Annotated in this window: 7 protein-coding genes; all 7 read right to left on the bottom strand. The window is 61.2% G+C overall.

Features of this window, described 5'->3' with window-relative positions; all coding sequences use genetic code 11:
- Positions 1-150: 150 nt before the first annotated feature.
- Positions 151-2,520, bottom strand: coding sequence for a glycoside hydrolase family 127 protein (locus BXP70_RS00410; protein ID WP_086592044.1), 2,370 nt, complete (start codon positions 2,518-2,520; stop codon positions 151-153).
- Between the two features lie 186 nt (positions 2,521-2,706).
- Positions 2,707-4,977: a S9 family peptidase gene (locus BXP70_RS00405; RefSeq protein WP_086592043.1), complete on the bottom strand. Its 2,271-nt coding sequence runs from the start codon at positions 4,975-4,977 to the stop codon at positions 2,707-2,709.
- Positions 4,978-5,178: 201 nt separating this feature from the next.
- Positions 5,179-7,578 (bottom strand): glycoside hydrolase family 127 protein, encoded by a 2,400-nt coding sequence (locus BXP70_RS00400; RefSeq protein ID WP_086592042.1) that lies wholly within the window; start codon positions 7,576-7,578, stop codon positions 5,179-5,181.
- A 113-nt stretch (positions 7,579-7,691) separates the two neighbouring features.
- Positions 7,692-8,939, bottom strand: a complete 1,248-nt coding sequence (locus BXP70_RS00395; protein WP_086592041.1) for an NAD(P)/FAD-dependent oxidoreductase — start codon at positions 8,937-8,939, stop codon at positions 7,692-7,694.
- Positions 8,940-8,942: 3 nt separating this feature from the next.
- Entirely contained in the window at positions 8,943-9,944 is a 1,002-nt protein-coding gene (locus tag BXP70_RS00390) for a 4-hydroxyproline epimerase (protein WP_086592557.1), read from the bottom strand.
- Positions 9,945-10,030: 86 nt separating this feature from the next.
- Entirely contained in the window at positions 10,031-11,485 is a 1,455-nt protein-coding gene (locus BXP70_RS00385) for an aldehyde dehydrogenase (NADP(+)) (RefSeq protein WP_086592040.1), read from the bottom strand.
- The gene (locus BXP70_RS00380; protein ID WP_086592556.1) at positions 11,475-12,404 is read right to left on the bottom strand and encodes a dihydrodipicolinate synthase family protein; all 930 of its coding nucleotides are present in this window, start codon (positions 12,402-12,404) and stop codon (positions 11,475-11,477) included. Before BXP70_RS00380 ends, BXP70_RS00385 begins: the two co-directional genes overlap by 11 nt.
- Positions 12,405-12,449 lie beyond the last annotated feature (45 nt).

The raw sequence follows: 12,449 nt of genomic DNA, 5'->3' as shown, positions 1-12,449 counted from the left end.
CTAGGGGTAGAGACACCTACTTGTGTCTTGTCGTTGCTGATGTTGTTTAGCTAGGCTGCTCTGGGCCATGTTGTTCAGCGCCGGGTTGTTCAATGCAAGGTCGTTCAACGATGAGACGCGAAGTGTCGCGTCTCTACACCTAGGCCATGACTACTGCCGCACGTTGCGGATGCCGTACACGGGGCCGGCGCTGTTTTTAGGTTTGGCTTGGAAGGTCACTTTCACTTGCTGCTTGCCTTTGGTCAGGGCGGGCGGAATGGGGTAGGAGACGTCGTAGAAGCGGCTTTCCTTGTACTTGTTGAGGTCTTCGGTGGCAATGGGCTGCCCATCGACGAGCACATCGAAGATGCGGCCGCGGTTGTCCATGCCCCAGTAAGTAAGCAGGAGGGTGTTGGGCGCGTCGGGGGATACTTTCAGGGTGAAGGCCATGGAGCCGCCTTCGTTGACCATGCGCCACTTGCGGCCGTGCTCTTCGCCGGTTTCGGCTTTTTCGCTGATGGTGAAGGTGTGGTCGCGCTCAGGCTGCATCTCGCCCACGCGCAGCACGTCCACGGTGCGGGCCTCTAGCTCCTGCTGCTGCTTGCGGGCGGCTTCGTACACGCGCTGCTGGGTAGCCCACTTTTCGGGTGTAAAGACGTCCCAGTACACGGTGTAGTACTCATCGCCGGTTTGGTTGAACGGCATCAGCGGCACATCATGCGGGGTACCTAGGCCCGCCGTTTGAAAACGGAGCTGCGCCGCATCGGTGACTTTCACCCACTGGTTGGGGTTATTGTTGGCCGTCACGAGCACGGGCACGCCGGTTACGGGCTCGGGTTCGGTGTTGCCGAGCACCCCGGCCAGCAATGTCGGGCCGTAGAACATGGCGCGGCGGTCGGGGTTATCGGGTAGGGCTTCGGTGTAGAAATCGGCGGGCAACGTTATCTCCACGCGGTCCTTATCTTTCCATTTGCGGTCGAGCACCAGGTAGCCTTCCGCGTCGGGCGTCACTTGCTCTAGCTTGCCGTTCACGCGCACTTGCGGGTTTTTGGTCCACTTGGGCTGGCGCAGGCGCAGCTTGAAGGCGCGGGGCTTGGTGGCCGTTAAGGTGAACGTCACTTGGTCTTTAGCCGGCAGCTGACTTTCCTGGCGCAGCGTTAGGCCCTTCTCCTTCCAGGCTAGCTCGGAGGGGATAAACAGGTTCACGTACAGGCTGCCGTCCGCGCCCTGGAAGTAGATGTTCTCGGCGTACTTCACGTGGTTTTCCATGCCCGAGCCCACGCAGCAAGTGAAGGTGTTGAACTCGTCGCTATAGGTTTTGCGCCCACCCATGCGCAGCGGCACGAAGTAGGTCGTCATGCCGGTGGCGTGATTTTGCGAGGCTAGGATGTGGTTGTAGAGGCCCTTTTCGTAGTAGTCCATCAGCTTGGCCGAGGGCTGCTGGGCAAACAAATGCTGGGTGAGCTTCAGCATGTTGTAGGTGTTGCAGGTCTCGGTGGTGTTCTCGCTGAGCTTGTCGTTGAGCTTACGCGGCTCCCCTAGGTACTCGTAGTTGCTGTTGCCGCCGGTGGCGTAGGAGTGGTTGTCGGTCACGGTTTGCCAGAAAAACTGAGCAATGGCGGCGTCTTTTTGGTCGCCGGTCAGCTCGTACCGGCGGGCGCTGGCAATGGCCTTCGGAATCTGGGTGTTGGAGTGCTTGCCGGGCAAAATATCGGTGCGGGCGGCCAATGGGTCGAGCACTTTCTTGTCGTAGAAGCGGTACGAAAGGTCGAGGTACTTTTTGTCGCCGCTCAGGGCGTAGGTGTTGGCTAGGGTTTCGGCCATGCCGCCGTACTCGCACACCATCATTTCCTGCATCTTGGCGTCGTCGAGGCCTTTGATGGTGTTGCCCGTCCAGTCGGCAATGCCTTGGTTGACGGTGAGGGCGGTTTTGTTGCCTGTGTACAAGTACGCGTCGAGCAGACCGGCCATGATCTTGTGCACCGTGTACCACGGCGACCAGGCCCCATTCAGGTCAAAGCCGCGCGAGCGAATGTTGCCGCTGGCTACTTCCGTCCACAGCTTGTCTTCGTTCGGAATGGCACCCACGTAGCCCGTTTTGCGCGCTTTCTGGCACTCATCCAACTGGGCCACTATGTAGTCGACGCGCTGCTTAAACTCGGCATTGCCCGTCGAAGCATAGGCTAGCGCGCACGCCGACAAGTAGTGCCCCAGTGTGTGCCCCGCCAATCCCGACGATTCCCAGCCGCCGTAACGCTTGCCTTTGGCCTGCAAGCCGCTGTGCTCCCGGAAATCAGCCAATAGCCGGTCAGGCTCAATTTTCAGCAGGTACTTCGCGTCGGCTTGCTCGGCTACTTTGAACGGGCTGTCGAGCAGCTTCACCTGGGCTAGGTCGAAGGCATAGGCTTTCACCGGCACCTGAGGCTGCACTTTCATGCGCGCGTCCTTGGGCGTGGGCAAGTACGTTTGGGCTAGGGTGCTGGTGCTCAGCAAGCCAAGCAAGGCAGGCACAAGGCAGGAGCGTTTCAGGAGAGGGTGCATGGCGTAGTAGCGGGGGTGGGACGTTGGAGTGAGAAACTGAAGTGGCGCCTGCCGGTCCGCCGCCCTCGGCGTCCGACCGGTTATTGTGAAAACGAGGCATTAAAACGGTGGTCGGATACCTAGCTTGTGCAGGCAGCAACCGGTCGGACGCCTAGGGCGTCGGACTGGCAGGTGTATTCTTATGGATCAAGGTGTGGGCAGCTCGCTCCACTCGGGCGGGGTTTGGTGGAGCAGGTGGCGCACGAAAAAGTCGCGGCGCTTCCGTTCGCCAAACTCGCCGCCGGTGGTGTGACCTAGGTTGGGCAGCATCACGAGCTCGAAGTCTTTGTTGGCTTTGATGAGGGCATCGGCGAACTGGTAGGTAGAGGAAGGGTCCACGTTGTCATCCATTTCGCCCACCATGAGCAGCAGGCGGCCGCGCAGTTGGGCGGCGTGGGTTACGTTGGAGCACTCGGCGTACTGCGGCCCGATGGGGTAGCCCATCCACTGCTCGTTCCACCACATCTTGTCCATGCGGTTGTCGTGGCAGCCGCACGAGGAAACGGCCACTTTGTAGAACTCGGGGTGAAACAGCATGGCGCCCGCTGCGCTTTGCCCGCCCGCCGATGTGCCGTAGATGCCTACCCGCGTCAGGTCGAGGGCGGGGTAGCGGCGGCTGGCGGCTTCCAACCACTTGATGCGGTCAGGGAAGCCGGCATCCTTGATATTCTTCCAGCACACATCGTGGAAGGCCTTGGAGCGGTTGGAGGTGCCCATGCCGTCGATCTGAACTACCACAAAACCTAGCTCCGCCAGCTCGTGCATGCCCGTGATGTTGTGCATGAACGACTTCGGCACGAAGGAGTCGTGCGGCCCGGCGTAGATGTTTTCAATGATCGGGTACTTGCGCGCCGGATCGAAGTTGGTGGGCCGCACGATAATGCCCCAAATGTCGGTCTGCCCATCGCGACCCTTGGCGCTGAATACCTCCGGCGTTTGCCAATGCGCTTGTTGCCAGGCAGTGAGGTCGGCGCGTTCCAGGGTTTGCAACACGTTGCCGGTAGCGGCGTCGCGCAGCACCGTTATCGGGGGCAAATCGACGCGCGAGTACACATCCACGAAACGCTGGTAGTCAGGCGAAAACGTGGCAGCGTGGTTGGCGTTTTCGGGGGTGAGGGCCGTGAGGTGGGTCCCGTCGAAGTTGATGCGGTAGTAGTGCAGCAAGTAGGGGTCTTGGCCGGCGTCGCGGCCGCTGGCGGCAAACAGAATCGTGCGCTTTGCCTCATCCACGTGCACCACTTGGCGCACCACCCACGGCCCCTTCGTTATCTGGTTCTTGACTTTGCCCGTGCGGCCATCGTAGCGGTACAGGTGGTTCCAGCCGTCGCGCTCCGACATCCAGATAACTTCCTTGCCATCGGCTACGTCGTGGCGAAACAGCTTGCCGCTGTAGGAGATGAACGTGGGGCTGCGCTCCTCAATCAGCGTCCGAACGTGGCCGGTGGCGGCGTCGGCTTCCAGCACCCGGTACAGCTGGTGCCCACGTTCGTTGTACTCAAAGGTGAAGGCGTGGCTATCCTTACGCCAGGTTGGGCGGGAGAGGTTGTATTGCTGGGCAAACAGCGTGAGCGGCAGCGGGATCTGCTTTTTCTCGGCCACCAAAAACAAGCTAGGTTGGTGCAAAGGCAGCGCATCGCCCGGCTTGAGGTAGGGGCGGGTTTCGAGCTTGGGTTGCAGCTGATCGGTGGGCGACGAGCGGACCAGGTACAAGGTGTGGGGCGTGTTGCGCCGGATGCGCACGCCTACTAGCTTCTTCGAGTCGGGTGCCCACCGTAAGTCGCTGCCGTAGTAGTCGCCCGCCGAGCCGTCGAAGCTGAGGGGCGTTTCCTGCTTCGTCTTGACCGAGCGCAGGTACACGTTGTAGTCTTTCGTGAAGGCCACCCACAGGCTATCCGGCGAATACACCAGCTTGCCCGCCTCATCTTGGTCGTCGCGCTGGTTCCAGTACCTCGCCTCCGGGAGCTTGCGCGCTTGGCGCAGCGTGGTGGTAGCGGGGGCGTATTCCCATTCTGCCGGCCCGGCCGTGAAGCTGAGCAGCAGGCCCGCCGCATTCGTGCTGAACTTTAGGTTGCTGATCGGCAGCTGGTACGGCGTTACGGGTTGCTTCAGCGCGGCGCTGAGCTTGGCAGCCAAAGGGCTAGGGTCGAAGGCAGGCTGCGGGGCGGGTCGCGCGCCGTCGGCCTGCCAAAACTCCTGGCCTTGCGGCGTGTACATGGCGTAGTACACGGCCTTGCCGTCGGGTTGCCAGCTTACTTGCGTCGGAATGTGGTAGGCGGTGTGATAGAGCTGCTTATGCAAGGCCGTACTCCGCTGGTAGTCGGCCAGCTGCCCGCCCTGGCCTGCGCTAGGTTCGGCGTGCAACACGCTTAGTGTCAGAGGGAATAAGTAGGCTGCACGGGCAAGCGTAGAAAAGGCCATAAGCAGAGGAAAGCGGTATGTCTTTTAGAACTTAGCTTCTATCAAAATTTGCAGACGACAACCTCTGGAAGTGTTGCCGCTCTTGGTTGTCATGCTGAGCTTGCCGAAGCATCTCTACCGCCAAAGTAGATGATTACCATTGCGGTAGAGATGCTTCGACAGGCTCAGCATGACGGTCTAGGGTTGTGGCCCCGACCTAGCTTACTTCACCATCCATTCGTGAATGCCGGTGGCGTTGTCGGTGGGGAGCTGCACTTCCAGCTTGAGGGCGGTGGTGCGCACCGGCTCAAACTGCACCGTGTTGTATTGGTCTTTGGCAATGGCGTAGGGCGTTGTGTTTTTCACGGGTACCCACTGGCCATCTTTCTGATAATAAACCTTGTAGCTGGCCGGAATGCGGCACCCACCCCAGGGCCCATCATCAAACCAATACACCTTCGATTCCGACACGGTAGCGGGCTCGGCAAAGTCGTACTGCACAAACTCAGTCGTGTTCTTTTTGGGCCACCAGTGCAGGTAGGGGTAGTTGGCGTCCTTCGAGTCGATGGGGTCGTACTGGTCGGAGAGGGCCTTGAGGGTCTTCGTGCTTTTCAGCGACGAGCTAGCCGTGCTGCGCGACGCCACCGTGGGGGCAGGCTGGGGCTTGGAGGCCGAGGCTTCGTAGGGTACCCACACGGTCATGTCGCTGGGGCCGCGGTTGGCCCAAGCGTAGTACGGAATGGCCTTCACGGCCTGCGGCGTGGTCAGGAGCTGGTCGGAGTTGAGCTGGCGGCGGGTGCTTACGCCGTTGGTGGTCAACACGTCGATGCCGTTGAGCATTGCATCTTGGTACACCACATCCACCGGGGCTTTTTGGTCGACGGTGATGTTCTGCACGAGGCCGTTGGCGTTGTCGGGGCCTTCGAGGCAGTACACGATGGGGCCGCGCTGGAGGGCAAACTTGCCTTGGTCGTCCTTCACCTGGGTGCTAGCCACCACCTTTTCGGTCGTCATGGGCAAGGATAGGGTCACATGGTCGCCTTTCTGCCAGCGCCGTTTCAGCACCGCGTAGCCGTGGTCGAGGGTGTACTGCACCGGCTTGCCATTGAGGCTCAGGGTAATCGGCTGAGGCGCCGCATCCATGAACTTATACAGGTTGCCAGGGCTAGGTTGCTGCTGGGCCCAGCCCGGAATGCGCACGCGCAAGGCGAAATCCTGACGCTTCTGCGGGTTCACGGCTAGGTCGAGCTGGCCGTCCCAGGGGTAGTTGGTTTTCTGCTCGATGTTGACCTTGCCCGAGGGCAGCTGCACGTCGCTGGTGCTGGTCATGAACAGGTTCACGTACAAGTTGTCGGCGTTTTGGGCGTACACGTAGCCCGGCACCGAGGCCATGAAGCGTGTCATGTTGGAAATGCAGCAAGCGCACGCAAACCACGACCCCCGCTGGTGCTGGCCCATGGAAGCCAGCGGATTAGGGTAGAAAAAATGGTCGCCACTCAACGACACGCCCGCAATCAGGCCGTTGTACAAGGTGCGCTCCAGTACGTCGATGTACTTGGCGTCGCCGTGCAGCAAAAACATGCGGTTGTTCCAGTACACGTTGGCAATGGAAGCGCAGGTTTCAGCGTAGGCCGACATATTAGGCAGTTCAAACGGCTTCCCGAAGGCTTCGCCGTTGCCGGTGGCCCCGATGCCACCCGTGATGTAGAGCTTGTGGTTCACCACGTCTTCCCAAATAGCGTCGATGGCTTTCAGGTAGCTAGGGTCGCCGGTGAGGGCAGCCACGTCGGCCATGGCCGAATACATGTAGGTAGCCCGCACGGCGTGGCCCACAGCCGCATCTTGGTCGACTACGCGCTTGGCGGCTTGGTTGTAATCGTTGCCCTTGGGGCCGCGCACGTCCAGGAAAAACTTGGCTAAGTCGAGGTACTGCTGCTTGCCCGTAACGCGGTAGAGCTTCGCCAACCCAATTTCGACTACCTGGTGGCCGGGGTACACTTCTATCTTGCCGGGGCCTAGGTCGCGCACCAGCAGGTCGGCGTTTTTGGTGGCAATGTCGAGCAGGGTTTTCTTGCCGGTGGCCTGGTAGTGCGCCACGGCCGCTTCGTAGAGGTGACCCGAATTGTAGAGTTCGTGGCTGAGGTCTTCCTCCTTCTCCCAGCGCTTCTTGCCAATCCACTCGTGGGGCTTGGCCGCCTTCACCGTGCGGAAGGTGTAGAGGTAACCATCCGGCTCCTGCGCCTTGCCGATAAGCGTAATGAGCGAATCGACGTAGGCACCTAGCTTCGGATTGCTCTTCACCTGCATGGCGTACGACGCGCCCTCGATTACCTTGTAAATGTCGGTGTCGTCGAAGGGGAATTGGGTGAGCTTGTCGCCCGGCAGCTCGCCCGCCGCCCGCCGGAAGTTGTCGATGTGGCCATCCTGCCGGCATTGCTGCAAGGTGTGCGGAATGGTCACGTCGGCGTTGGTCTGCATCTTCGGCGCCCAAAACTTGTCGTGCACGTGCACCTGCGTAAACGCCACCGGTTGAATGGGGTAGTCGCGGGGCAGCGCCTTCTGGGCGCTGGCGGCACTGGCAAAACCTAGGTACAACAAGCTGAACAAGAAGGGCGGGCGCATGGCAGAAGAGTTTGGAGGTCGGGGTGGGTGGGGGTAGCGCGGACTCTGTAGTCCGCGTCGGCACTGGTTCAAGCGCGGACTACAAAGTCCGCGCTACTCGCTTTTACAACGTTCTAGCTATACCGGTCGGGCGAGAAGGCATCCATGAGCAGGCTGGTTTTCTTGTCGCGCAGCTGCTCGGCGAGGAGCTTGCCGGTGCCGGGCGCTAGGCTGATGCCCATCATGCTGTGGCCGGTGCCGAACAGCACATTGCGCCACTTCTCCGTCGGGCCAATGTAGGGTAGGCCGTCGGGAGAGCAGGGGCGCAGGCCGCTCCACACGGTTTGCGGGTCGGGCGCGACGGGCGTAAAATCGCCGTAGTAGCGCTGAATCGATTCGAAAATGCCCTGCACCCGCTTGCGGTTGATGCTCACGTCGGTGTCGGTGATTTCCATGGTGCCTCCAAACCGTACTTGCCCGCCGAAGGGCGTCACGGCCACTTTCTGCTCGGTGAGAATGGCAGGTATGCGGATGGCGGGCTGGTTGTTTTGCATGAAGCTGTAGCCCTTGCCCGACAGCATGGGCAGGCGCACACCCAGTTGGCGCGCCACCTTCCCCGACCACGCCCCGGCGCACACAATGAGGTCGTCGCAGGCGAAGTCGCCCTGCGTGGTCACGACGTGCGTGATGGTGTCGCTCGTGTGGTCGAAGCGCAGCACTTCGGCTTGCGAAATGAGCTGCACGCCGCGAGCTTGTAGGTGGCCTTTTAGGAAGTTGTAGAGCTTGGAGGGGTCGAGGTGGGCGTCGCCGGTGAAGTGCACAGCCCCGCGCACGTCGAGGTTGGTATCAGGCTCCAGGGCCCGCACTTCGTCGCGCGACAACACGTTGGCCTCAATACCAACCGTGTTCGAGAGCTGCGCCATTTCCACCTCTTCGTGTTCGATGGCGGCCGTTTTGTAAAGCATCAGCAAGCCCTTCTCTTCCAAACCTAGCTTGGCCTCGGGGTGCTGCTGGGCTAGCTCGAAGTACAGGCTCTTGCTCAGCAAACTCAGGTTTTTGAGGTACGGAATGCTGCGGTCGACGTGCTTGGGCGTGGCCGAGCGGTAAAACAGCAGGCACCACTCCACCAGCCGGCGGTCGAGGCGGGGGTGAATGTAGAAGGGGCTTTTGGAAGAAAACATCCACTTGATGCCCTTGCCGATCATGCCGGGCGAGGCCAGCGGCACAAAGTGGCTCGGCACGATCATGCCCGCGTTGCCAGTGGAGCAGCCCTGGGCTAGGTCGCCTTGGTCGAGCACGGTCACGGCGAAGCCGGCTTCCTCTAGGTAATAGGCTGTAAATAAGCCAATAATGCCGCCCCCGACAATTACTACGTTGCGCATACCTTAGAGAACTTGAAAACCGTGAACGTAAGGATCTTCGTCGTCGAAGAAGATGGTGTTGTGGCCCGTGATAATCGCCCAGCCCTCGATGCCAGGCCGGATGGCCGGCCGTCCCGCCACGGTGGTTTCTTCCTCGATGGTGCCCTTGAAAATGGACCCAATAATGCTTTCGTGGATGAACTCCTGGCCCGGCTTCAGCTTACCCTTGGCGTACCATTGCGCCATGCGCGCCGAGGTGCCCGTGCCGCACGGCGACCGGTCGATGGCTTTGTCGCCGTAGAACACCGCGTTGCGGGCCGTGGAGCTAGGGTCGAGCGTATCGCCCGCCCACAGAATGTGCGAGAGGCCCTGAATGGTCGGGTTTTCGGGGTGCACGAAGGTGTAGAGCTCGTTGAGGCGCTGGCGCAGCACCCGGCTCCAACTGATGAGCTTGTCGGCGGGGTAAGCTTGCAGACCTTGGAAGTTTTCCTGAGGGTCGACGATGGCGTAGAAGTTGCCGCCGTAGGCCACATCTACCCGCAGCGGACCTAGCTCCGGGCACTCCACGGCTAGGTTTTCGGAGTCGAGGTAAGCGGGTATGTTCGTCAGCTTCACCGATTTGATCTTTTGGCCTTCTTGCCGGTACGACACCAGCACCAAGCCGGCGGGCGTTTCGAGACGGAGCTGGCCCGGTACTTTGGGGATAACCAGCCCTTCCTCCAAGGCAATCGTCACGGTGCCGATGGTGCCGTGGCCACACATGGGGAGGCAGCCGCTGGTTTCGATGTAGAGCACGGCCACATCGTTGGCGGGGTCTTGGGGTGGATACAGGATGCTGCCCGACATCATGTCGTGGCCGCGCGGCTCAAACATCAGCCCTTTGCGAATCCAGTCGTACTCGCGCAGAAAGTGCTGGCGCTTCTCGCTCATGTTGGCGCCGTGCAGCTCGGGGCCGCCGCCCGCTACCAGCCGTACCGGGTTGCCGCAGGTGTGGGCATCAATGCAGAAAAATGTTTTACGAGCCATAAAGTGGCTAAAGGTGTAGCGCGGACCTTGCAGTCCGCGCTGGTACGACATCAGGCGCCGACGACAAAGTCCGCGCTAATACTGAGCTAAAGACTGCGTTGCGTTACTTCCCCGTCGATCATCCGCCAGATACCCGTTGGGTTCTCATTGCGCAGTTCCGGTGGCAGCAGCTCCGGCGGCGCCGACTGGAATGTGACCGGCCGAGCGAAGCGCTTGATGGCATAAGAGCCCACCGAGGTGCTGCGCGGGTCCGTGGTGGCTGGGAAAGGTCCGCCGTGGGTCATGGCGTGGCTGACTTCCACGCCCGTGGGCACGCCGGCAAACAACAAACGGCCGCACTTCTCGCGGAGCGCGTCGGTCACGGCTTCGGCTTGGGCTAGCTCCTGCGGGGTGCCCCACAGCGTGCAGGTTAGTTGGCCTTGCAGCGCGTCGATGGAAGCTAGCAGCTCAGTTTCATCCTGGTAGGTAACCACCAGTGTGAACGGGCCGAAGACCTCTTCCTGCAAGGCGGCGTTCTGAATCCACTGCGCGGCAACGGTGCGGGCCAGCGCGGCACGACCTTCCAGCACGTGGGTTTCGGGCTGCACGAGGGTTTCCACGTGGGCTGCTTGCAGAATGGCCGACAGGTTCTGGTAATAGTTGTCGGCAATGCCCGCGTGGAGCATATGCGCGGCTGAAGCGCTGCTTAGCGTTTCGCCGAGGCTGTCGACAAAAGCTTCTGTCGCCTCGCCCGCGGGCACAAATACCAGCCCTGGGCAGGTGCAGAACTGCCCCGAACCGAGCAGCACCGACTGCGCCGCTTGGTGGGCGAGGATGACTGGATCAGAAGCTAGCTTTTCCGGCAGGATCACCAGCGGGTTCACGCTGCCCATTTCGGCGTACACCGGAATCGGAACCTCGCGCCGCATGGCTAAGTCAAAAATCGATTTGCCGGCACCATAAGAGCCCGTGAAGGCTACGGCCTTCACGCCCGGGTGCTGCACCAGCTCCGTTCCGACTTCCGAGCCGCCTTCCACGTGCTGAAACACGGCCGCTGGTAAGTTGCACGCCGCTGCGGCCTTGGCAATGGCGCCCGCCACCAGTGCCGAGGTGCGGGGGTGGGCGGGGTGTGCTTTATACACCACTGTGCAACCCGAAGCCAGCGCCGAAGCCGTGTCGCCGCCGGCGGTAGAAAACGCCAGCGGGAAGTTGCTAGCCCCAAACACCACCACCGGCCCCAGTGGCAGCAGCAGCCGGCGCAAATCCGGGCGGGGGAGGGGCTGACGATCGGGCAGGGCCGTGTCGATGGTGGCTTCGGCCCAATAGCCGTCTTCCACAAGGTCGGCAAACAGGCGCAGTTGGCCTTGGGTGCGGCCCCGCTCACCAGTGATGCGGGCCAGGGGTAAGTGGCTTTCGGTGCTGGCGGTTTGCAGCAACTCGTCACCTAGGTCGCCGATGGCCGTGGCAATGGCGCGCAGAAATGCTGCGCGCTCCGCGCCGGTGGTTTTTTTGTACGTGGCAAAAGCGGCCGTTGCGTCGGCGAGCAGAGCGTTAAACGGCATGAGCAGCGGCGGTCGTCGTGAAGGTGGGGAGCGTGGGGCGGTTGTCGATGCCGTGCTGGATGAGGGCCATGATGCGGGTGCGCTCTTCGCCGATCAAGGTGAGGCGCGGCGCCCGCACGTACTCAGTGCCGATGCCGGTCATTTGCTCGGCGAGCTTGATGTATTGCACCAGCTTGGCGTGAATATCCAGCTCTAGCAGGGGCAGGAACCAGCGGTAAATCGTACGCGCTTCCTCCATGCGGCCCGCTTGCACGAGGTTATAAATCGCCACGGTTTCTTCGGGGAAGGCGCACACGAGGCCGGCTACCCAGCCGTGGGCACCCATCAGCAACGCTTCCAGAGCTAGGGTGTCCACGCCGCCCATGATCCGCAGCCGGTCGCCGTAGCGAGTCACCATGCGCGTCACGTTCGATACGTCGCGCGTCGATTCTTTCACGGCCTCCACGTTGGGGCACGCGTCGAGCAGCTTATCGAAGATTTCCAGCGTGACGTAGGTCTTGTAGTCGACTGGGTTGTTGTAGATCATGATGGGCAGCTCCGTACTCTGCGCCACCGATGTGAAATAGGCGAGGGTTTCGCGGGCGTCGGTGGGGTAGCGCATGGCTGGCAGCAGCATCAGGCCGGCGGCACCTAGCTCTTCGGCTTCCTCGGCCCGCAGGATGGCTTCCTGCGTCGAGCCTTCGGCAATGTTCATCACCACGGGCACGCGGCCGGCCACGTAGTCGATGGTGCGCTGGGTTAGCTCATATTTCTCCTCGGTGCGCAGTACGCTCGACTCGCCGAGGGTGCCACCTAGGATGATGCCGTGCACGCCCGCCGCAAGCTGCGCGTCGATGTTCTTGAAAAACGTGTCGAAATCCAGGCTGCCGTCCTGGTGAAATTTCGTCGTGACTGCCGGGAATACGCCTTGCCAGTTGATCATAGTTTGTATCGCTTTTTTACAAAGCTATCCGCCCTGGCAGGC

Origin of the sequence: Hymenobacter crusticola (assembly GCF_002154225.1) — a bacterium.
Taxonomy (GTDB): Bacteria; Bacteroidota; Bacteroidia; order Cytophagales; family Hymenobacteraceae; genus Hymenobacter; species Hymenobacter crusticola.
Note: the sequence above shows the minus strand (reverse complement) of the source record. Positions and strands in the feature narration are given on the sequence as shown.

Coding starts and splice junctions, on each gene's coding strand:
- BXP70_RS00410 (WP_086592044.1), bottom strand. CDS start 2,520: ATGCACCCTCTCCTGAAACGCTCCTGCCTTGTGCCTGCCTTGCTTGGC.
- BXP70_RS00405 (WP_086592043.1), bottom strand. CDS start 4,977: ATGGCCTTTTCTACGCTTGCCCGTGCAGCCTACTTATTCCCTCTGACA.
- BXP70_RS00400 (WP_086592042.1), bottom strand. CDS start 7,578: ATGCGCCCGCCCTTCTTGTTCAGCTTGTTGTACCTAGGTTTTGCCAGT.
- BXP70_RS00395 (WP_086592041.1), bottom strand. CDS start 8,939: ATGCGCAACGTAGTAATTGTCGGGGGCGGCATTATTGGCTTATTTACA.
- BXP70_RS00390 (WP_086592557.1), bottom strand. CDS start 9,944: ATGGCTCGTAAAACATTTTTCTGCATTGATGCCCACACCTGCGGCAAC.
- BXP70_RS00385 (WP_086592040.1), bottom strand. CDS start 11,485: ATGCCGTTTAACGCTCTGCTCGCCGACGCAACGGCCGCTTTTGCCACG.